Genomic DNA, 20,946 nt, shown 5'->3' on the forward strand with positions numbered 1-20,946 from the left:
CGACACAACGCGGGAAAATGGCACTGCGGTATGACCGAGAACAGCGGGGCACCGTGCGACGATCGCCCGGTGATAGATCACTGGCAGCATCCCACCGGATCATCATCCCCGGACACCACCTCCGACTCGACGCGACCGACGGCCCGCGTCTTCTGGACGATCATCGTGACCTTCGTGCTGGCGACCATGCTGTGCACGGTGGCCATGCTTGCGGCGCAATCGCTTTCGGGTATCGATCCGGCCGCGTTGACGCTGACCCAGTTCGGCCCCGCACTCGGTGCGCTGGCCACCTGGCTCAGCTGGCGCAAGGTCATTGCGCCACTACTGCCCGCGCCTGCGCCGCTGCCGAAGGTGCGCGCGAATCTCGGCTCCCTGGTGGCGGTCTGCGTTCTGCTCGGCCTGCTTGTCGCCGCGGCCATGACGCTGACGGGGCACGACCTGGTCGGCCCCGCCGCGGTGGGCGGGGTGCCGTTCGCGGTGTTCGTCGCGGTGCAACTGCTCGGCGCGACCGGCGAGGAGATCGGGTGGCGCGGATTCATGCAGCCGCTGCTGGAATCGCGGGTGCGCCGCTACACCGCGATCATCGTGACCGGCGCGGTCTGGGCGCTGTGGCATGTGCCGTCGTACAGCCACGGGCTGGTGACCGGGGTGTCGTTCTTCGTCGCCGCGGTGGCGTTCGCGGTGATCCTCGGCACGCTCACCATCGGCAGCTACTGGCAGCGGGTCGCGGTCGCCGCGGTGGGACACTGGTTGATCAATGTCGGGCTCTATCTGAGCGTGGGCGACGCGACACTCGGCAGGCCGCAGGTCGTGTTCATGGCGCTCGCAGCGGTTTTCGTCGCCGGAGGCGTCGTCGCCGTGCGCGAGTGGCGTCGGCGATGAACCCTTGCGCACAATACCCAGTGGGGGTATGTTCATTCGTGTCGGGGTACCCCCGGCCCGTATGATGAGAATGAGCGAAGGAGTCGACAGATGCCCAGTTCCACCTACACCGTCACGGGGATGACCTGCGGGCACTGCGTGAGCTCCGTCAAGACGGAGATCGGCAAGATCGACGGCGTCACCAGCGTCGACGTGGATCTCGCCAGCGGCGCGGTCCGGGTCGACAGCACCGCGCCGATCACCGATTCCGCCATTGCCGCCGCCGTCGACGAGGCAGGCTACGAGGTCGCCGTCTGATGCAGGACCGGCTGAAGTTCGCCGCCTTCGGCGGTGCGCTTGTCGTGCTGTTCGGTGTCGCGCTCGGCATCGGCGCCCTGGTCGGCACACCCGCCGGGCCGACATCGACCAGCAAGCAGGCCGCGACCGGGTTGTCGGACACGCAATCCGGCTACACCCTCACCGACCTGACCGCGCCGACGGAGCCGAATCAAGCCGGTACCCTGCGCTTTCGGATCACCGGACCGGACGGTGCGCCGGTGGTCCGCTTTCGCACGCAGCACGACAAGAAGCTGCATCTGATCGCCGTCCGCTCCGACGGCACCCAGTATCGGCACACACATCCGACGATGGACGCGGCAGGCGTCTGGTCGATCGAGTGGACCTGGGCGCAGCCGGGCACCTACCGGGTGTTCGCCGACTTCATGTCGGACGCCGACGGGATCGCAGCGGTGCTCAGCCGCACCGCCACCGTAGCGGGAACGGTTGAGCTGCAACCACTTCCGCCGCCAGCACGCACCGCGTCGGTGGACGGATACCAGGTGACCGCGGCGGGCGCGCTGACCACCGCGGGGAGCGAGTTGCGCTTCACCATCAGCCGCGACGGCGTTCCCGTCACCGATCTCGAGCCCTACCTCGGCGCCTTCACACATCTGGTTGCGTTGCGCGCCAACGACCTCGCCTATCTGCACGTCCATCCGGAGGGCGAGATCGGCCGCACGCCCGCCGGACCCGACGTGGCATTCCATGCGCAGGCCCCGAGTGCGGGCGCTTATCGGTTGTATCTAGACTTCTCGCACGGCGGCGCGGTGCACACCGCGGAGTTCACTATGGAAACACCCGCGGTTGAATCATCCACAGGCTCATCCACATCCGGTGACCTGCCCCAGCACGGTGGTGGCCACTGACGAGCGGACCGCCGAGCCGCGCAGGAGCAATCGATGGATCGCCGAACCGACCTGCGCCTGCCGTCGCACTACCGCCGTTGAACGTGACCCGGCGAACGACTAGCGCCACACCGAGCACGCGGCGCGCCACTTGAAGGCAAAGACACGTTATCCACAACTGTGTAATCCCTTCCGCCCCAACGCAAACTGACCAGTCCGCAGTTCGCCGGCGACCCGACCCGCGCGCCCGTGACAGCCTGACCACTGCAGTCGACCCGGCCAGCGGGATCGCCTCCAGCATGATGTTCAGACCGGTTCGAGCAGCGCTGTGAGCTTGGCGGCATGTCCGGCGGCGTCGAATTCGAAGTGCAGATAATGGCCGTTCACCGCGTACCTGTCGAAGTTCGGCCCGCTGCGCTCCGGCTTCCCCAGCAGGGCCGCCACTTCGGTGCGGGTTGCCGTGGGTGAGAGGCCTTCCACCAGATCGTGTGGGCGCGGATACAGCCCGTAGGCCTGGTCTGCGCTGTCCGGCTGGGTCCGCACCATCGCAGAGACGAGCACGTCGTTTTCGAAAAGCAGGTCCGTCCCCGCTGGGTGGAAGACGTAATACTTCGACTGCACCTCGTCCCAGTCGAACTCGGCGATCTCCATCCTCGGACCGACGAGTGCGATTGCGGCGAGAATGCGGTCGTCCCCTTGCCGAAGCCCGAGAACCTCCAGCATTACCGCAATCTCGCCTCGGACGACGGTCATATTTCTACTCCGACTCAGCTCGTGCGGCAGATCATCAGTTCAAGCATGCGATCGAACTATCAGCCAGCAGTTCAGGATTGGGCGGCCAGTCGGACGAAGGCTGCGGTGTCGAGGGTTTCGCCGCGGGCGGTGGGGGCGATGCCTGCCGCGACGAGGCGGCGTTCGGCCTCGGCGGGCGAGCCTGCCCAGCCGGCGAGTGCGGCGCGGAGGGTTTTGCGACGTTGGGCGAAGGCGGCGTCGATGACGTCGAAGACGCGGCGGCGGTGCTCGGCGTCCATCGGCCACGGCGGTTCGGCGTAGCGGTCGATGCGGACCAGGCCGGACTCGACGCGCGGAACCGGCCAGAAGACCTGGGTGCCGACGGCCCCCGCACGGCGGACGGTGCCGAAGAAGCCCGCCTTGACGCTGGGCACGCCGTAGATACGGCCGCCGGGTTCGGCGGCGAGCCGGTCCGCGACCTCGGCCTGGACCATCACCAAAGAGACGGCGATGCTCGGCAATTCGGCAAGGAGGTGCAGCAGCACCGGGACCGCGACGTTGTACGGCAGGTTTGCGACCAAGGCGGTCGGCTGCGCGGGGATATCCGCGGCGGCGACACGCAGCGCGTCGGCCTCGACCACCGTCAACCGGTCGGCCAGTTCCGGCGCTCGATCGGCGACCGTCACCGGAAGGTGCCGCGCGAGTACCGGATCGATCTCGACCGCCACGACCGAGTCGACCACGTCGAGCAACGCCAACGTGAGTGAGCCGAGCCCCGGTCCGACCTCGAGCACCACATCGTCGCGGCCGACCCCGGCCGCGGTGACGATCCGGCGCACCGTGTTCGCGTCGTGCACGAAGTTCTGTCCGAGCTGCTTGGTCGGCCGCACGCCGAGCCGCTCGGCCAGCACCCGCACCTCGGCGGGCCCGAGCAACGCAGCACTACCGCGCGCGGCAACTTCAGGTTCGGACACCTGAAGAACCTATCAACCCGCACCACCCGGCCCCGACCGCAGCCACGCCCTCACGCCTACCACCAGCAACCCGACAGTGCCGACGCCCCGGGCTGAGACCCGAGACCCGCACTCCTTCTGTCGATCCGCACTCGTTCTGGGCACCCAGAGCGGGTGCGGACCCGCAGAAGGGGTGCGGACTTGGAGGTGGTGCTAGGGGGTCGCTTTGACGCGGGCGAGGAAGGTGTCGAGGGCCGTGTGCATGGCGGGGTTGAGTTCGGTGTGCTTGCCGGTGCCGGGGACCACCTCGAGGTCAGCGCCGTTGGCAGCCAGTTGGGCGGCGAGGGTGCCGTGCAAGGGGCTGGGGACCGTGGTGTCGGTGACGTTGAGCAGCAGCAGGATTGGGGCGTTGTAGCCGGAGGTGGGGACGGTGAGGTACTCGGTGACGGCGGAACGCAGGGGTTCGGCGTCCAGGGGTTGGGCGAGTACATCGCCGACACTCAGGCCGCGCACCTGGTCGAGGATGCCGTCGAGGCAGAGCGCACCGACGGCGTCGACGACGGTGCGGCCGCGGGGCGTGAGGTACTGGTCGACGTCGATGTCGGGGCGGGCGGCGCGCAGGCCTGCCAGGATGCTGACGAAGAAGCTCATCGCGTTGTCGGCGCCCTGGATGGCAGGCGTGCCGGGGCCCGCGATCGGGAGCAGCTTCTCGACATCGGACTCGGGGTCGATCGCGACGGTGCCGCGGAAGTCGAGGTCCGGCGCGTAGGTGGCTTGGAGGTGGCCGGTGCCGAGTGCGGCTTGGCCGCCCTGCGAGACGCCGAGCACCGCCCAGGTGCGCGAGAGTTCGGGGCGGGTCGCACGGGCGGCACGCAGCAGATCGATGGTGGCGGTCGCCTCGCTCGCGATCTCCAGATAGGGGTGCGGCCCGGTGTCGAAGCGGCCGAGGCCGAGGTAGTCGGGGGCGACGACCGCGAAGCCCTGCCCGACCAGTCGCTGGATGAAGCGTTCCTCACGCACGCGAACCTGTTGGTACGGATGGCGATCCGGATCGGACTGTCCGCCGCAGCCAGCACCGAGGCCGCTGGTGCCGTGGTCGTAGGCGATGATCGGCCAGCCGGCGGCAGGCGGCGGGCCCGGCGGGACGAACAGTGCGCCGCTGGCTCGCCGCGGCGTGCCGTCGGACCCGCGCATCCAGTATTCGAGCACCGAGGCGTCCGAGGCGCCGCGCCAGCCGTCCGGTTTGCCATCGACCGCGATCACCGTCCCCGGCGCTTCCGCCTGTGCGGGAGCGACATTCGCGAACAGCACGGCGCTCGCGGACACCACGGACACCACCAGCGCCCGCAGGCACACCGGACCTACCCTCATCAGAACAACCTCACTGACCCGACTGACACACCACCACAAACCTGGACGATCGTACAGATCGGCGGAATGTTGCCAGCACCCCGTAACCAGCCGGCCAACCGCAGGCAACACCGAGGAATCGGGTACGCCGCCATCCGGTTTCACGCCTGTGTAGCCGCGCTCAACATGTTTGACCGGGCACGATGCCACTCAGCAGAATTTCCCCGATGTCAGATATCGCCCCCGTCGACGCGCTCCTCGTCGTAGATGTGCAATCCGCCTTCTTCGAAGGCCAGGAAGCGATCCCGTACGCGGACGCGGTCAAGATCCAGATCGCCGCGCTGATCGCCCGCGCGCGGCTGACGGGTGCGTTCGTCGCCCACCTGCAGAACGACGGCGAGCAAGGCGCCGTCGACGAGCCGGGGACCGACGGCTGGCAATTGCTGTTGCCGGTCCAGCCCGGCCCGCGAGAAGCAGTGGTGCGCAAGGCAACCGACGACGGCTTCGACGGCACCGAATTGAACTCGCTACTGGTCGAGCGTGGCGTGCACGCGCTGGCGATCGGCGGTGCGCAGTCGGAGATGTGTGTGCTCGCCACCGCCCGCACCGCGCTCGACCACGGTTATCGCGTGGTCCTACCGCACGACGCGCACGGCACCTACGACATTCCACCGGCCCCGGGCGACACCGAAGGCGTTCCGGCCAAGCAGGCTTCGCGGGTGGCCGAATGGGCACTCGGCGACGAGGTCGAGGTCATCGCGCACGCGAAGGAGGTGGAGTTCCGTGCCATCGATCCAGGAGTCAGCTGAGCCCGAGTCGACTAGTACACGCAGGCCAGGCACCCCAGCCCTGCCGCGCCCTTGTCACCTCGGCGATCGCGATCTGCTCTTCGCGAGTGGCCAGGTCGGCGCGGGGCGCGTACTTCAGACCGCCCTGGCGCTCCCAGGTGCTCTGGTCGAATTGGATGCCGCCGTAGTACCCGTTGCCGTTGTTGATGGCCCAGTTGCCGGTGGATTCACAGCGGGCCAGCGCATCCCAGATCGCGCCGTCGCGCACCGGCGGCACCTCGGTGCCCGGCTTGGCGCCCCTGCGCACGGTTTTCGGCGCCGCGGTCACCGTCACCGTCGAGCCGATCGGCTTGCGATCCACTTCCTGTCCGTTGACCATGGTGACCGCGAAGGTCACGTCCTGAACGCCGGGCGCGCCTTGGCTTTCCACCACCGAGCGGCTCATGTTCATGGTCGGGTCTTCGATCACCTGCTCGGGCGGGTCGAGCGGCATTGTCTCCATGCGGTTCTCGATCCGCTTGCGGGTCACCGTGATGCGCAGGCCGTCGGTCAGCGCAGTGGTCGCGGCGGGCTCGACGGAGTCCTGCTGGATCAGCGGAACACCTGCCACGGCAAGGAATTCCCCGACCGTCGGCGCCGCGAGCCTGACATCGACGAACCCACCGATGCCGTCGAGCAATGACACCGACTTGGGCGAGGCGACCTGCAGCGCGGCACCTTCGAGCGGCAGTTTCTCGTCGCGGGCAGGCGATACGTACATCTCTTTGGGCATGCTCAATTGCTCGAGCGCCTCGCCCGCGGTCAGGCCGGTGGTCCACACCTTGCGCGCCTGGCCGTCGACCATGAGCTGAACCTCGCGCGCCCGGTTGAGGGTGATGGTCGCGCCGTCGCCGATCCGCGCGGCGAGCGCGGGGGCGACCCGGTCCCGCTCGGTGACGGCGAACCCGGCGGCGCGCAGCACGCCGCGCACATCGGGCGACATCGTCGTCTCGAACAGGCGCTCACCGTCGACGACGACGGTCACCGTCTTGCGATTCACAATCGCCAGCCCGGCGCCGACGATCAGCGTCATCAACAGCATCGCCACCGCGATATACAGCAGCGGCGAGCGAGACTGGTTGATTCTCGTCATCGGCCACAGCATCGCGGAGCGATCCCTCGAGGGGCGGCGGTCGGGTAACGGATGGGCCATGGTCACAGTACGATAACGAGGGGGTTAGGGGTCGACAACCATCAAGTGCGTCAACTGCGGGATTCAATATCACAGACAGATATCGCCGCCGCAGGTTAATCACGAAACGTGCAGACAATAGTGATGTAGGACACACCACACATATCCAGGCCCCTTACGGGTACGCAAAAGGCCGGAAAACGACAAACGTCGTCCAGCCGTACCCGTCGTTCAGATGCCGTAGACGCGGCGCGCGTTGGCCGTGGTGATCTTCGCCAATTCGGCAGGATCCTGTTCCCGTAATTCCGCGAGCGCGCGCACCGTGTACGGCAGGCAGTACGGTTCGTTGGGCGCGCCACGGAACGGATGCGGCGTCAGATACGGTGCGTCCGTTTCGACCAGAATGAGCTCGTCGGGCACCACCTTGGCGGCCTCCCGCAACTCGTGCGCATTCTTGAAACTCACCGTGCCGGAGAAACTCAGCACATAGCCTTCTGCCACGCACGACAGCGCCATATTGGTGTCGGACGAGAAGCAATGGAAGATCACCGTCGGCGGTGCGCCCTCGTCCAGCAGCACCGTCAGCAAATCGTGGTCGGCCTCGCGATTGTGGATCATCAACGGCTTGCCGACCCGCTTCGCCAGGTCGATATGCCAACGGAAGCCTTCGATCTGGGTCTCGACATCGGCGCAACCGTCGAGCTTGCCCGGCCAGTAGTAGTCGAGGCCGGTCTCGCCGATCGCCACCACCCTCGGGTCCGCCGCGAGGCGCTCCAGCTCGCTCTTGGCCGCATCGTCGAGCGCGTTCGCCCGCGTCGGATGCAGTGCGACAGCGGCATACACCCGCGGGTCGGCGTTGGCGGCCTGCACCGCCCACTGCGCGGCGGTCAGGTCATCGGCAACCGTGACCACCTGGCCGACGCCGACCGAGGCAGCGCGGTCCACGATCACGGCCGTCGACGCCGCATCGCTCGCGCCGCAGGCATCGAGGTGGGTGTGCGCGTCGACGAGCGGCGCGAGCGGCTCAGGAAGCTCGGGCGCAGGACGCGTCGCCTTCACCGCCAACCCCCGGTCGCGACCTCGGGATCCGCAGCGGGGATATTCACGTGAGCGCAGGAAAGCACGCGCATTACAGTAGACGCACCATGAGCGAGCGAAGCGAGCGATCCATCAACACAGCTGCGCATGCAGTCATGCCGGAACCGAGCGCAAGCGAGGTGCAGGCATGAGTGCAGCTGAGCGTCCCGCCTTCTATATCAGCACGGCCATCGCCTATCCGAACGGTGCGCCGCATATCGGGCATGCGTACGAGTACATCTCGGCCGACGCCATCGCCCGCTTCAAGCGGCTCGACGGGTACGACGTCTTCTTCATGACCGGCACCGACGAGCACGGTCAGAAGATGCAGCAGGCGGCCGTCGCCGCGGGCGTCCCGGTCGAGGAGCTCGCCGCGCGCAACTCGGACGTGTTCGAGGCGATGGACAAGACGCTCGACATCTCCTTCGACCGGTTCATCCGCACCACCGACGCAGACCATCAGGTCTCCAGCGTCGCGATCTGGGAGCGGATGCTGGCCAACGGAGACATCTACCTCGGCAACTACTCGGGCTGGTACTCGGTGCGCGACGAGGCCTTCTACACCGACGAGGAGACCACGCTGCTCGAGGACGGCAGCCGGATCTCCACCGAGTCGAAGACGCCGGTCACCTGGACCGAGGAGTCGAACTTCTTCTTCAAGCTGTCGGCTTACCAGGACAAGCTGCTCGCGCTGTACGAGGAGCATCCCGAATTCATTGCGCCCGCAACGCGTCGCAACGAGATCGTCAGCTACGTCAAGGCCGGATTGAAGGATCTGTCGGTCTCGCGCACCACGTTCGACTGGGGTGTGCCGGTGCCGGGCCACCCCGATCACGTGATGTACGTCTGGGTTGACGCGCTCACCAACTACATCACCGGCGTCGGCTTCCCTGACACGGAATCCGCGGCGTTCCAACGGTTCTGGCCCGCCGACGTACACATCATCGGCAAGGACATCACCCGGTTCCACACGGTGTACTGGCCGGCGTTCCTGCTGTCCGCCGGCGTCGAACTGCCGAAACGCGTTTTCGTGCACGGGTTCCTGTACAACAAGGGCGAGAAGATGTCCAAGTCGGTCGGCAACGTGGTCGACCCGCTCGAGCTCGTCGAGACCTACGGCCTCGACGCGGTGCGCTTCTTCCTGCTGCGCGAGATCTCCTACGGCCAGGACGGCAGCTACAGCCACGACGCGATCGTTGGCCGGATCAACAGCGACCTGGCCAACGAGTTCGGCAACCTCGTACAGCGCAGCACCAAGATGGTGGCGCGCGACTGCGGGGCCGTGGTGCCGACACCTGGCGCGTTCACCGACGACGACCGCAAGCTGCTCGATTCGGCGAACGGCCTGCTCGCCCGCTGCCGCGCCGAATACGACGCTCAGCAAATGCATCTCGCGCTGGAGGCGATCTGGCTGGTGCTCGGCGAGACGAACCGGTACTTCTCCGCGCAGGCGCCGTGGACGCTGGCCAAGTCCGGCACGCCGGAGGATCTGGCCCGCGAGGCGACGGTGCTGTACGTGACGCTCGAGGTGTTGCGCATCGTCGCGATCCTGGTGCAGCCGGTGATGCCGGGTTCGGCGGCCAAGATCCTCGATCAGCTCGGCCAGCAGGAGCGCACGTTCGCCGCGATCGCGACGCCGATCGAACCAGGCGTGCCGCTGCCCGCGCCGGAGCCGGTGTACCCCAAGTACGTCGAGCCGAAGGACTGACACCTTACGACGTATCGGCCCGCGCGGATATCCCTGCGAGAAGTAGCTCTCGCAATCTGGATTCCACTGCGGCACAGACACATTCAGCGCGCCATTGATGGCGGCGCACCTCGGGCGTCCCAGCATCGGTGGTCGATGCCGGGACGCCGATGGCGATGAGGAGGGCGCGTCAGACGCGCTCGTCACATCGCCGTTCGCGTTCTGTCAGTCCGCGGCGGTGCCCCGGTGTGCCTGCTCGATCAGGTCAGTCACCGCATCGGGATGGCTGATCATGACCGCATGTGCGGAATCGACCTCGCTGATCTCGGCCCCGGCGCGGGTGGCCATGAACAGCGCCAGGCTCGGCGCGATGGCGTGATCTTTGGTCGCGATCAGCGCCCACGACGGGACGGTTTTCCATCCGGCCGCCGTGGCCGGTTCCCCGAATGCCTCGGCGGCAACCGGGCGCTGCGCAATCGCCATGAACGCGGCGGTGGCGGCGTCGACATCGGCGGCGAACGCGGTCGCGAACGCGGCGTGGTCCAGCCACACCTCGGTGCCGGTGGAGCCGTCGGGGCGGGTGTACTGGAACACCTGCTGCGGCAGCGGCGGCACCGACGCGTCGGCATGCGCCTCGAGTAGTCCACCCAATGCTTCTCCCTCGTCGGGGACGAAAGCCGCTACGTAGACAAGGGCTTTCACCTCGGCGACGGCGGGCGCGGCGTTGGTGATGACCGCACCGGCGTACGAGTGTCCGACCAGGATCTTCGGTCCCGCGATACCTGCCAGCAGGCCATGCAGGTAGGCGCTGTCATAGGCAAGGCCGCGCAAGGGGTTGGGGACCGCGACGACCGGAAAGCCGTGCCGGTGCAGCCGCGCCGCGACGGCCGCCCAGCCCGAGGCGTCGGCGAACGCGCCGTGGACCAGTACCACCGTTGGCTTGGGCTGCCCGTCGTCGGCACGCTCGGTGTGCTTGCTCATGAATTTCTTCTCCTTCTCTGCTGGATCATTTGGGCGAGGTTGGCGATGAGGAACTCGCGGAGTTCGGCGATCTGCGCGGGTGGGTGAAACCGGGGGGAAAATGCGAGCTCGATGCTGCACCGCCCGGCGAAGGTGGACACGAAATAGCCGACCCAGCTGACCGGTTCGGAGGTGGCGAAGCCGCGGAAGTCGACGATCTCCATCCCCGGCGGAACGAGCAGGTCGGGAACTACGCCCCAGTTGGTGATGAAGTTCCCGACACCTTTGCGCGCACCGCCGCGCACGGCCACCGACGCCGCGGCCAGCATGACCGCGAGCGCGTCCCCGCGGTCGATGCTGCCGGTGATCTGAGCCTTGGTGGCCATGGCGAGCGCACCCAGGTCGTCGCCGGGCGCACACGCGGTCACGGTGGGCGCGAATCCCAGGGCGTTGGTGACCTCGTCGGGGCGGGCCGCAGGCCGCAGATGCGGGCGCAGGTCGACGAGATGGAACATGATCATCGGCAGTTGGTCACCCGCACAGGCCGATTCGGCGATCGTCGCACGTTCGGCGCGAATGATCGCCGCAGCGAGCATGGCGTGCAACGTCGTCCCCGACGCTCGCGCATGCGCGAGCATGGCGTCGGTGTCGTGCTGCGACAGGGTGATCCGCTCTCCCGGCACCGAGCCGAACCCCGTGTCGTCACCTGATTCGGTGGCCGCGATGCTGTGCACCGAACCCGCAGCGGTTCCAGAGAGTTCGGGCATGGCCGCGCCTCGTATGCGGTACGCCTCCTCGAGGCTGTGCGGGTGCACCGACGCCGAGTCGGGAAACGCCGCGGTCCCGGCGAGCGCGGCGGCAGTGCGCCAGAAGTGCGCGAGCAGCGTGAATCCCAGAGTGGCATCGTTGATCGCATGGCTCACCCGCAGGGCGACCGCGGTCGTCTCGCCCTCGGGCACGATCGTGAGCGCGGCGAGGGTGCGTGCAGGGTCCAGCGGCGTGAGGCCATGAGCGAGCCAGTCGGCGATCGGTCCACGTGCGATGTCGGTGACCGCCGCACCGGGGCCTGCGCCGGGGACACGTAACCCGGCCACGCCATCAGCGAGTTCAATCGTGCCGCGCAGCATCGGATACTTACGGCACAACACCTCGAAGGCCGTGCTCAGCAACGCGGTATCGATCTCGCCTGCACACATGGCCACGTAGTTGACCGTGAGCTTGCGTGGCACAAACCCGTGATCAATTAGTCCAAGGCGGTAGGTCGAGCCGCTGCTCGCGACTGCCGAAATACCGCTCACGCGAGGCCGAGCAGCGCGAGGTTGCTTGCGCGCGCCCGCAGCTCTTGCGCGGGATCGGGCACCAGCCGCCGGGTCCGCATATCCAGGAGTCCGCTGACACTGCTCACCTCGGCCACCAGGGTGCCATCCGGCTTGCGCAGCTCGTGCTCGACTCGGTGGGTCTTGCCAGGCCCCCACACAAACGCACACGAGACATCGACATCGTCCTCGGCACGCAGCTCGGCATGGTGGCGCAGGGTGGTCTCGAGATTGATCGGCCCGAACCCGTCGGCGAGCAGCCGCTGCGGCGACAGCCCCGCCGCCTGGCCGCAGGCGAACCGGGCATGCTCGGCGTATTGCAGATACACCGTGGAGGCGAGATGGTGATTGGTGTCGAGTTCGTAACTGCGGACGGTGAATCGCATCGTGAACGGCGCGACACTCATGGCGGCTTCTGACACGGGAGCTCCTGGTACTCGGGGTTGCTGACGGATCACCAGCCTGTCGTCGTGGCGAGACCGGCACCAAGACAGTGCTGACACTGGTGTCGCCACCACCTGGCACCAGGCGCCGAGTGCCCCGATGATGGGTGCGTGACCACCGCCGCTTCCCCTCGCCGAACCGAAATCGCGTCGTTCCTGCGCAGCCGCCGCGACCGCATCACGCCCCGCGAGGTAGGCATGGCACCCGGATTGCGACGCAAGACACCGGGTTTGCGGCGCGAGGAGGTCGCGCAGCTGGCCGGGGTCTCGGTCACCTGGTACACGTGGCTCGAGCAGGGGCGGCCGATCAACGTCAGCGGTCAGGTCCTCGACGCCATCGCCCGCACGCTGCGCCTGAACGCCGCCGAACGCAACCACCTCTACCGCCTGGCCGAGGTTTCGGTTCCCGAGGTCGCCACCAGCGCCGATACCATCACGCCAACGGTGGCATCGATACTCGATGCCATCACCGACTTTCCCGCCGCAGCGCTCAACACCCGTTGGGACCTACTCGGCTGGAACGCCGCGACCGCGGCGGTGTGGCCGCGGCTCACCGCGCCCGACAGCTCGCGTAACGTCTTGTGGGAGATGTTCGTCACCCGAGAATGCTGCCGATGCTTCGTCAACCGTGACATCGGGCTGCCGCACATGGTCGCCTCGTTCCGCGCGGATTTCGCCACCCATCTCGACGACCCGGCCTGGACCGACCTGATCCGCGGACTGGCCACCGCGAGTCCGGAATTCACCAGCATGTGGGCCAACCACGACGTCGCCGCACCACCCGGCCAGACCATGACCTACCACCACGCCGCGGTCGGCGAACTCTCGTTCTCGCTGACGAGGATGAACCTGGCCGCTACGCCCGAGACCTTCATCACCGTGTGGACCCCGGTCGACGAGGCGAGCCGCCGCCGCATGGACTGGCTGCTGGCCAACCCGGACGCGCCCTCGCTCGATCACACCCACTGAGAGCGACGCCGGATCACCTCCCATCGCGAATTACGTTAGGCGCGAACCTGTTTGACGATCAGCCCGTGGAACGGCGGCTGGTCGTCGCATCGGCAGGTCCGTTGGCACAAATCACCTTCGTCGCATCCCGCGCGTAAACCGGTGTCCCGCAGCCGGATAATGCTTGGTTACGGACGCTCACGATCGGGAGGTACGTGATGGACCGAGACCAGGCACCGGGGGCGGCGCGCACCAGCTTCGCCGACCGGCATCGGGCAGCACGCGACGCCGTCCTCGTCTCGCAGCGCGGACGACTCATCGAGGCGATGGTCGAATGTGTCGACAGGAAGGGGTATTCCGACACCACCCTCACCGATATCGTGGCCAGCGCCCGGGTTTCGCGCAGCACCTTCTACGAACACTTCGCCAACAAGGAGGAGTGCTTCATCGAGGCGGTGCACACCGGCGTCGACATCGTCGCCACCCGGATCGCCGAAGAGCTCACGCAGCTCGACGCGGATGCCGACGCCAGGGCCAAGATCGAGTCGATCGTGGTCACGTTCTGCCGCACCGTCGCCACCGAACCGGATTTCGCCAGGCTCGTCCTCGTCGAATCGTTCAAGGTCAATCAGTCGGCGGTCGGCTACCGCGACCTGGCCGTCGACCGATTCGCGGAGTTGTACCGGCTCTTCTATGACCAAGCGCGGCAGGCGAATCCGGCGCTGCCCGCGGTGCCGGACGAGTTGATCGCCCTCATCCCGGACGCGATCGGCGAACGGACCCGCCGAGTGATCGTGTCCGACGGGCCCGCCCATGTCCCCGACCTGGCGCCGCTGTTCATCCAGTTCGTCACCGCGACATTAGGACTGACCGTGCTCGCCGGGCCAGAAAAGAGCTGAAGCTCCCCGGCTCTACGGCCTCCTGGCGTCTGAGCCGCACCCCTTTTGAGTTCCCGCACACGATTTCGCATGCCAGATCGTGTGCGCGAAGACAGAAAGTGTGCGGGAAGGCAAAGGGTGTGCGGGGCGGGGGGCCTACTTCCAGCGGGTGAGCAGTCGCTGGATCTCGGCGGTCAACGCGCGCTGTAGGAAGGGGCCGAAGCTGATTCGGGCCACTCCCTGCGCGGCGAGCTCCGCCTTGTCGGACTTGTCCGGCAGGCCGACCATGCTGATGGGCAGCGACAATTCGCTGGTCAGGCGGCGCACCACGGCGTCGCCCCTGGCGCCGGCGGGGAAAAGCACGTCCGCGCCCGCCGCGGCGGCGAGCCGCAGGCGCTCGATGGCGCGATCGGTCCGGTCGGCCTCGTCGCCGTCTTCCCGGATGAACAGGTCGGTCCTGGCGTTCACCACCACGTGCACCCCGGCCGCGTCGGCGAACTGGCGCAAGCCGTGCACCAGGTCGGCGTGCTCCTGCGGTGCGCGCAGGCGCTTGCCCTCGCTGTGCACCGTGTCCTCGATATTGAGGCCGACCGCGCCCGCCTCCAGCAGCCCCTCGATCAGCTGCGCGGGCTCGAGGCCATAGCCGGACTCGATGTCGACCGACACCGGAACGTCGACCGCGTCGGTGATCTGCTTGATCCTGGTGAGCGACTCGGCAAAGGTCATGCCTTCACCGTCGCCACGCCCGATCGAATCGGCGACCGGATGACTGCCAACGGTCAGCGCCGCGAAGCCCGAATCCACCACGACTTTCGCCGACCAGGCGTCCCACACGGTCGGCAGCACAACGGGATCACCGGGTTGGTGCAGTGCGAGGAACGCCTTGGCCTTGCTCTCCAGAGAAGTCATGGGTTCAATCATGCCGCGTTCGGTGTGGGCCGCACCATGACTATGGACACGGACTGTCCTCACCTGGGCTGCGGTCACGCACCGCCGGGTCGCGCTTCAAGCGGCCGGGCTCAACCGGATGACGGTGCCCGCAAAACTCGTGACGTAGAGCGAGCGCGGATCCCAGCCGTCGCCCGCGCCGAAGCGGGCCGACGTGGGAAACGAAATGTCCTCGGCGACGGTGCAGGAGCGGCCGGACTCCGGGTCGACGCGGACGATCCGGCCCGCGACGTTCAAGGCGAGATAGACGTTGCCGTCGGGCCCGACGGTCAGATCGTCGGCCGCGTTGAGCGGGCCGTACCCGGGCACCGTGATGCGGACGGGCGCGGCATCGGGTCGATCCAGGTCGAGCACGGCGAGCGCGCTGACCGGTTCGAAGGTGGTCGAGACGAACAACTTTCGCCGATTCGGATCGTAGGCGAGGCCATTGGTCGAGGTCAGGTCCGTGGCCAGCGGAGTGAGCGCGCCGTCCGCGGCGACCCTGGTCAACGTGGTCGGCGTGCCGACATCGCGGCTCACCACGAAGCCACCGTCCGGCAGCACCGCAAGCCCGTTGGGCGCGACGAGACCACGCGCCACGGTGGAGACGGTGCCCCGATCCAGATCGAGTGCCTGAATGACTCCGTCCGCGCGACCGGCCACACCGCTGATCAACGAGCCGCCGTTGGTGAAGTACGCCGTGCCACCCGCCACCACGATGCCGCCGGGAGACCCCGCGGACGCCAACACTTCTCGGGACCCGTCGGCCCGGATGCGCCGCAGCGCACCGTCGGTGCCGGACGCGGGCACCTCCGACAACAGCAACCCGCCGCGCCCGTCGAACGCCAGGTTCTCCAGTACGCCGAGCCCAGACGACACAGTCGACGCGGTCCAGTGCCCGCACTGGTCGGTGCCGCCAGGCTCGGCCGCGCCGACCCCGGCACCCGTCGCCATCGCGAGCACAGCACTGAGCGCGAGCACACCGCGAGCCGCGACCCGGCGCACAGTCATCGACATTCCTCCCCGTCGGGCCGGCCGTACGGTCGGCACCGCTGCCAACTTAACGGCCGATCGACGCGAAAACGGCGGAAACTCAACGCTTTGTGCAAATGCCAGAATCCCGCCAGCGATCTTCTCGACGCGCCCGAGATCTGCTATCTCGTCGGCAGCCGGATGGCCGACGGTCGCTGCGGTTACCGCCCGGCGCGCGGCCCGATCACGCCTCGCCGTCGCGCCGCGCGACCAGCACGGCGTCGTATAACTCGTTGCGCGAGGCGCCGTTGGCGGTGGCCACCTGTGCGCAGGCGTCCTTGAGCCGCACGCCCGTCGCGGTCAGCGCCTCGACCTCGTCGACCAGATCCGCCGGGTCGGCGGAGCGGGGTTGCGCCCCTTCGAGAACCACGGTGATCTCGCCGCGGGCGCCGTCGACGGCCCACGCGGCGAGTTCGGCCAGCGTGCCGCGAACGACCTCCTCGTAGGTCTTGGTGAGCTCACGGCAGACCGCCGCGCGCCGATCCGGACCGAGCACCGTGACGGCGTCGGCCAGACAATCGGCGAGGCGGTGCGGCGCCTCGAAGAACACGCAGGCGCGCGGCTCGGTGGCCAACGTGCGCAACCACTCTCGCCGCTGCCCGGATTTGCGCGGCGCGAAGCCGTCGAAGCAGAACCGCTCCACCGGAAGCGCGGACAGCGCAAGCGCCGTGGTGACCGCCGAGGGGCCAGGCAGGCAGGTCACCGGCAGCGAGCGCGCCGCGCAGGACGCGACCAGCCGGTATCCGGGATCGCTGACCGATGGCATGCCTGCGTCGGTCACCAGCAGCACCGTGCGCCCCGCCTCGATCTCGCCGAGCAGCGCCGGGATTCGCGCGGTCTCCACGTGGTCGTAGAAACTCACGACCCGTCCGGTGATCTCCACCCCGAGCGCCTTGGCCAGCGACTTGGTGCGGCGGGTGTCTTCGGCCGCGACCACGTCGGCCGACCCGAGCGCGTCGCGCAGCCGCTGCGACGCGTCACCGATGTCGCCCATCGGCGTCGCCGCCAGCACCAGCCTGCCAGGCCCTGGCTCACCCGTCGCCTCGTCCGCCACCGCACTCCCGTCTCGACCACACCGGCACCCGCCGGACCATGGCAGCCTAGCGAGCCGCACCGACCGTACCGCCGTCGCACGGTTCGATATGTGATCGTGACAACGCGGGAGTCGGCCGCGTGCTATGTGATTCGTACTGTGTCGGGCTCACCGCTGCGGGACCTCGCGCCGCGCACAGCATACGATCGGGGCGTGACACAGGTGACCGACCAGCGCGCGACCGCTCCCTTCGGGGCCGTGCCCTCCTGGTCGAGCCCCGCGCCGCTGCGGCCAGCGCCCGACTTCGGGCCGACCGACACCCTGCGCGGCTGGGTGGTCACCGCGTTCCTCACGGCGATCGCGGCAGTGACGCGGTTCATCATGCTCAGCTATCCGACCGACGCGGGCACCCCGGTGTTCGACGAGAAGCATTACGCGCCGCAGGGCTGGCAGATGCTCACCGGCGGCGGGGTGGAGGACAACCCCGGCTACGGGCTGGTGGTGCATCCGCCGATCGGCAAGCAGCTCATCGCGATCGGCGAGGCGATGTTCGGCTACAACGGCTGGGGCTGGCGGTTCGCCTCGGCGGTGGCGGGCACGCTGCTCGTGCTGCTGGTGATCAGGATCGTGCGGCGGCTGGCGCGCTCCACCCTGATCGGCGCGATCGCGGGCGTCTTACTGATCGCCGATGGGCTCACCTTCGTCTCCTCGCGCATCGGCATGCTCGACATCTTTCTCGCGTTGTTCGTCACCGCCGCCTTCGGTTGTTTGATCGTCGACCGGGACGAGGTCCGCGCCCGCATGGCGAAGGTCGACGCGGAGGGCCGGATCGGCACGAGCCCATGGGGCCCGCGGCTCGGCGTGCGGTGGTGGCGCTTCGGCGCAGGCGTGCTGCTCGGACTGGCCTGCGGAACCAAATGGTCCGGCGTGTATTTCATCGTCGCCTTCGGCCTGCTCAGCGTCTGCTTCGATGTGGCGGCGCGGCGCGCCTACGGGGTGCGCAGGCCGTGGTTCGGCACCGCGCTCCGCGATATCGGGCCCGCACTGTATGCCTTGGTGCTGATACCGATCGGGGTGTATCTCGCCTCGTACTGGGCCTGGTTCGCCAGTGAGACCGGCGTCGATCGGTACATGGCCGGAAATCCGTCCGCGCCGACCGAGCCGATCGGCACCGGCGGATTCTGGTCGCATATCGTGCCCGACGCGATGCGGTCGCTGTGGTATTTCAACGCACGGGCGCTGGAATTCCATGAGGGCCTGACCAATTCGGCGGGCAATCACCATCCGTGGGAATCGAAGCCGTGGACCTGGCCGATGGGCCTGCGGCCGATGCTCTACTACTACGCCGACAACGGCGTCAGCGGTTGCGGGCAGACCCAGTGCGTGAAGGCCGTCATGTTGATCGGCACGCCCGCGATCTGGTGGCTCGCGTTCCCGTTGCTCGCGTGGATGCTGTGGCGCAGCGTGGTCCGCCGGGACTGGCGCTACATCGCGGTGCTCGTCGGCTACGGCGCGGCGCTGCTGCCTTGGTTCCTGACCCTCGATCGGCAGATGTACTACTTCTACGCGGTGGCGCTCGCGCCGTTCCTGGTGATGGGGATGGCACTGGCGCTCGGCGATGTGCTCGGGCCGACCCGGCGAGTCCCGGTGCCGCGCAGTCCCGTCGGGACCTACCTACCCGTGGCGCCCGACGAACGACATGCCCTTGGACTGCTAGCGGTCTGTCTCTATCTCGGCTTGGTGATCGCCAACTTCATCTGGCTGTGGCCCATTCTCACCGCGCTGCCGATCACACCGGGCAACTGGCACGACCATCTGTGGCTGCCGAGCTGGCGTTGACGCTCCCGCTGACCGGCCTGCCGCGCGCTCAACTATCCAGCGCCGCTTTCACATAGCGCAGCGCCGCCTCGTCGTCCAGGCCGAGCCGCCGCACGGTGGCGACGTAGGCGGTGGCGGCGCGGCCCGCGACATCGCGGGTCGGGTCACCGGAGGAGGCAATGAAAGACCCTTGCCTGCCCCGGGTTTCGACCACCCCGTCCGTTTCCAGCTCCCGATAGGCGCGGGCCACCGTGTTCGGCGCGAGCCCGAGTTGCGCGGCAAGGGCACGGACCGTGGGGATTTTGGTGCCCGCGGTCAGCTCGCCGGAGCGCACCTGGGCGATGATCCCCATGCGTAGTTGTTCGTAGGGCGGCACGGCCGACTCGTGCGACACGGTGATGTTGAACATGGTTCGCTCCTATGCCTCACTCACGCCCCGCCTGCGCCCCAACGTCTTACCGGTGATCCCGCGAAAGCGGACAGGACAGGCAGCGGGGTCCGCCTCTGCCGGAACCCAATTCGGAGCCCGGAATCCGCAGCACCTCGATGCCCGCGTCCTCCAGTCGCGCGTTGGTCATCTCGTTGCGTTCATAGGCCGCGACCACGCCCGGCGCCAGTGCGAGCGTGTTGTTTCCGTCGTCCCACTGTTCGCGCTCGGCGGTGACACCGTCGAGTCCGGTGTCGATGACCCGCAGCTTGTCGATGCCCATGGCCTTGGCTGCGGCGACCAGGAACGGATCGGGTCCGCTCATCGAGACCCGGCCTGCGCCGTTGCGCCCGCCGTAATCGTCTTCGCGCTGAATGGTGAACGCGCACAAGGAGTCACGCACCGCCGGATACATCACCAGCGCGTCGGTGTCGACCATCGTGCACACGGTGTCCAGGTGCATGGTCGCCCGGCTCTGCGCGATCGGGATGACCAGCACGGTGTGCGCGAGATCGTCGTCGAACAGGCTGCGCGCCAACGCTTCCGCGCCCGCCGGCGAGGTGCGCTCGCCGACACCGACCGCGACGACGCCCGGCGCGAGCAGCAGCACGTCGCCGCCTTCGATGGGCGCGGTGTGCGATTCATAGGCACGGCGGACCCCGAGGAACCGGGGATGGAACGCGTAGATCAGATCGGTGAGCGAGGTCTCCCTGGCCCTGGCGGGCAGCGCCAGCGAGGTGATCGCGACGCGCGGGCCGATCCAGAACGAGGAGTCCCTGGTGAACAGCAGGTTGGGCAGCGGATCGATGACGAAGTCGGCACCGTGATGCATCCGGCGCACCAGCGAGGTGGCATCCGGCCCGAACGGCAGCTCGTCGAAGGTCATCCCCGCCATCAGGATGTTGGCCAGGTCCCTGGCGCGCACGCCGCGCAGGAACGCGGCGAGCTGGTCGGCCAGGGTGTGACCGAGCCTGCGCGCGTCGACGGCCGCGGAGATGCCCTGGATGCGGGCGGCGCCGCTGACCGCGAGGGTCTCCGCGAGCAGATCGGCGAGCAGCAGCACCTCGACGCCGCGCTCGCGCAGCACGCCCGCGAAGGCGTCGTGTTCCTGCTGGGCTCGTTCCACCCAGGGGATGCCGTCGAACAGCAGCTGGTCGTTGTTGCGTGGGGTGAGCCTGCGCAGCTCGTCGCCCGGCCGGTGCAGCAGCACCGTGCGCAGCGTGCCGACCTCGGAGGTCACCGTCAACTGCACGCCCGGACTGTCGGGATCTAGCCCGTCCGCGTCCGAATCCTCTCCGTGCCGCGCGGGCACAGCGTCTGCTCCCATGCTCAGACCGTAGTTCGCCGCGGCCTCGAGAGCA

The 20,946-nt window shown here is 68.1% G+C and carries 21 protein-coding genes; 8 read left to right on the plus strand and 13 right to left on the minus strand.

The features are described 5' to 3' along the window. Positions 1–30: 30 nt before the first annotated feature. The 3 genes from ACGFNJ_RS10620 to ACGFNJ_RS10630 all read left to right on the plus strand — a co-directional run bounded on the left by ACGFNJ_RS10620 (position 31) and on the right by ACGFNJ_RS10630 (position 2,066). Positions 31–882 (plus strand): CPBP family intramembrane glutamic endopeptidase, encoded by an 852-nt coding sequence (locus ACGFNJ_RS10620; RefSeq protein WP_393445763.1) that lies wholly within the window; start codon positions 31–33, stop codon positions 880–882. A 90-nt stretch (positions 883–972) separates the two neighbouring features. Continuing rightward, a complete protein-coding gene (locus tag ACGFNJ_RS10625) occupies positions 973–1,179 on the plus strand; it encodes a heavy-metal-associated domain-containing protein (protein WP_393445765.1) in 207 nt (68 codons plus the stop codon). Then, positions 1,179–2,066, plus strand: a complete 888-nt coding sequence (locus ACGFNJ_RS10630; RefSeq protein ID WP_393445767.1) for a hypothetical protein — start codon at positions 1,179–1,181, stop codon at positions 2,064–2,066. Before ACGFNJ_RS10625 ends, ACGFNJ_RS10630 begins: the two co-directional genes overlap by 1 nt. Before the next feature lie 285 nt (positions 2,067–2,351). On the opposite strand, the gene ACGFNJ_RS10635 is transcribed toward ACGFNJ_RS10630, so the two are convergent. The 3 genes from ACGFNJ_RS10635 to ACGFNJ_RS10645 all read right to left on the minus strand — a co-directional run bounded on the left by ACGFNJ_RS10635 (position 2,352) and on the right by ACGFNJ_RS10645 (position 5,101). Then, positions 2,352–2,798: a hypothetical protein gene (locus ACGFNJ_RS10635; RefSeq protein WP_393445769.1), complete on the minus strand. Its 447-nt coding sequence runs from the start codon at positions 2,796–2,798 to the stop codon at positions 2,352–2,354. Between the two features lie 71 nt (positions 2,799–2,869). Further along, the gene (gene rsmA, locus ACGFNJ_RS10640; protein ID WP_393445771.1) at positions 2,870–3,751 is read right to left on the minus strand and encodes a 16S rRNA (adenine(1518)-N(6)/adenine(1519)-N(6))-dimethyltransferase RsmA; all 882 of its coding nucleotides are present in this window, start codon (positions 3,749–3,751) and stop codon (positions 2,870–2,872) included. Positions 3,752–3,943: 192 nt separating this feature from the next. Beyond that, positions 3,944–5,101, minus strand: coding sequence for an alpha/beta fold hydrolase (locus ACGFNJ_RS10645; RefSeq protein WP_393445773.1), 1,158 nt, complete (start codon positions 5,099–5,101; stop codon positions 3,944–3,946). 206 nt (positions 5,102–5,307) lie between these two features. Here ACGFNJ_RS10645 and ACGFNJ_RS10650 point away from each other — a divergent pair, with 206 nt between their 5' ends. Next, complete coding sequence (locus ACGFNJ_RS10650) at positions 5,308–5,889, plus strand: isochorismatase family protein (protein WP_393445775.1); 582 nt, start codon at positions 5,308–5,310, stop codon at positions 5,887–5,889. Here the strand turns inward: ACGFNJ_RS10650 and ACGFNJ_RS10655 are convergent. Both ACGFNJ_RS10655 and ACGFNJ_RS10660 read right to left on the minus strand, forming a co-directional pair. Then, the gene (locus ACGFNJ_RS10655) at positions 5,882–7,009 is read right to left on the minus strand and encodes a transglycosylase family protein (protein WP_393445941.1); all 1,128 of its coding nucleotides are present in this window, start codon (positions 7,007–7,009) and stop codon (positions 5,882–5,884) included. The two genes, ACGFNJ_RS10650 and ACGFNJ_RS10655, sit on opposite strands and share 8 nt — an antisense overlap. Before the next feature lie 261 nt (positions 7,010–7,270). Then, positions 7,271–8,098 (minus strand): TatD family hydrolase, encoded by an 828-nt coding sequence (locus ACGFNJ_RS10660; RefSeq protein WP_393445777.1) that lies wholly within the window; start codon positions 8,096–8,098, stop codon positions 7,271–7,273. Positions 8,099–8,264: 166 nt separating this feature from the next. Between ACGFNJ_RS10660 and metG the strand changes: the two genes are divergently transcribed. After that, positions 8,265–9,824, plus strand: a complete 1,560-nt coding sequence (metG, locus tag ACGFNJ_RS10665) for a methionine--tRNA ligase (RefSeq protein ID WP_393445779.1) — start codon at positions 8,265–8,267, stop codon at positions 9,822–9,824. A 204-nt stretch (positions 9,825–10,028) separates the two neighbouring features. Here metG and ACGFNJ_RS10670 read toward each other — a convergent pair whose 3' ends face one another. The 3 genes from ACGFNJ_RS10670 to ACGFNJ_RS10680 form a co-directional block, all read right to left on the minus strand. Further along, the gene (locus ACGFNJ_RS10670) at positions 10,029–10,784 is read right to left on the minus strand and encodes an alpha/beta fold hydrolase (protein WP_393445781.1); all 756 of its coding nucleotides are present in this window, start codon (positions 10,782–10,784) and stop codon (positions 10,029–10,031) included. Beyond that, the gene (locus ACGFNJ_RS10675) at positions 10,781–11,992 is read right to left on the minus strand and encodes a hypothetical protein (RefSeq protein ID WP_393445783.1); all 1,212 of its coding nucleotides are present in this window, start codon (positions 11,990–11,992) and stop codon (positions 10,781–10,783) included. Before ACGFNJ_RS10675 ends, ACGFNJ_RS10670 begins: the two co-directional genes overlap by 4 nt. Positions 11,993–12,057: 65 nt before the next feature. After that, positions 12,058–12,501 carry an acyl-CoA thioesterase gene (locus ACGFNJ_RS10680; protein ID WP_393445785.1) on the minus strand — a complete coding sequence of 148 codons (444 nt, stop codon included), beginning with the start codon at positions 12,499–12,501 and terminating at the stop codon, positions 12,058–12,060. Positions 12,502–12,633: 132 nt separating this feature from the next. Here ACGFNJ_RS10680 and ACGFNJ_RS10685 point away from each other — a divergent pair, with 132 nt between their 5' ends. Beyond that, a complete protein-coding gene (locus tag ACGFNJ_RS10685) occupies positions 12,634–13,491 on the plus strand; it encodes a helix-turn-helix transcriptional regulator (RefSeq protein ID WP_393445787.1) in 858 nt (285 codons plus the stop codon). 197 nt (positions 13,492–13,688) lie between these two features. Beyond that, positions 13,689–14,369: a TetR/AcrR family transcriptional regulator gene (locus ACGFNJ_RS10690; RefSeq protein ID WP_393445789.1), complete on the plus strand. Its 681-nt coding sequence runs from the start codon at positions 13,689–13,691 to the stop codon at positions 14,367–14,369. 135 nt (positions 14,370–14,504) lie between these two features. On the opposite strand, the gene ACGFNJ_RS10695 is transcribed toward ACGFNJ_RS10690, so the two are convergent. From ACGFNJ_RS10695 to rsmI, 3 genes are all read right to left on the minus strand, one after another. Beyond that, on the minus strand, positions 14,505–15,257 hold the full coding sequence (locus tag ACGFNJ_RS10695; RefSeq protein ID WP_393445791.1) for an isocitrate lyase/phosphoenolpyruvate mutase family protein: 753 nt from the start codon (positions 15,255–15,257) through the stop codon (positions 14,505–14,507). 96 nt (positions 15,258–15,353) lie between these two features. Beyond that, entirely contained in the window at positions 15,354–16,286 is a 933-nt protein-coding gene (locus ACGFNJ_RS10700) for an SMP-30/gluconolactonase/LRE family protein (RefSeq protein ID WP_393445793.1), read from the minus strand. 205 nt (positions 16,287–16,491) lie between these two features. After that, on the minus strand, positions 16,492–17,361 hold the full coding sequence (gene rsmI, locus ACGFNJ_RS10705; RefSeq protein ID WP_393445795.1) for a 16S rRNA (cytidine(1402)-2'-O)-methyltransferase: 870 nt from the start codon (positions 17,359–17,361) through the stop codon (positions 16,492–16,494). A gap of 192 nt (positions 17,362–17,553) precedes the next feature. Here rsmI and ACGFNJ_RS10710 point away from each other — a divergent pair, with 192 nt between their 5' ends. Further along, positions 17,554–19,179, plus strand: coding sequence for a dolichyl-phosphate-mannose--protein mannosyltransferase (locus ACGFNJ_RS10710; protein ID WP_393445797.1), 1,626 nt, complete (start codon positions 17,554–17,556; stop codon positions 19,177–19,179). A gap of 28 nt (positions 19,180–19,207) precedes the next feature. On the opposite strand, the gene ACGFNJ_RS10715 is transcribed toward ACGFNJ_RS10710, so the two are convergent. Together ACGFNJ_RS10715 and arcA are read right to left on the minus strand one after the other, a co-directional pair. Then, positions 19,208–19,567: a GntR family transcriptional regulator gene (locus ACGFNJ_RS10715; RefSeq protein ID WP_393445799.1), complete on the minus strand. Its 360-nt coding sequence runs from the start codon at positions 19,565–19,567 to the stop codon at positions 19,208–19,210. A 46-nt stretch (positions 19,568–19,613) separates the two neighbouring features. Beyond that, the gene (gene arcA, locus ACGFNJ_RS10720; RefSeq protein WP_393445801.1) at positions 19,614–20,912 is read right to left on the minus strand and encodes an arginine deiminase; all 1,299 of its coding nucleotides are present in this window, start codon (positions 20,910–20,912) and stop codon (positions 19,614–19,616) included. Between the last annotated feature and the right edge of the window lie 34 nt (positions 20,913–20,946).

It is taken from the genome of Nocardia sp. NPDC049149 (assembly GCF_043197455.1).
Classification (GTDB): Bacteria; Actinomycetota; Actinomycetes; order Mycobacteriales; family Mycobacteriaceae; genus Nocardia.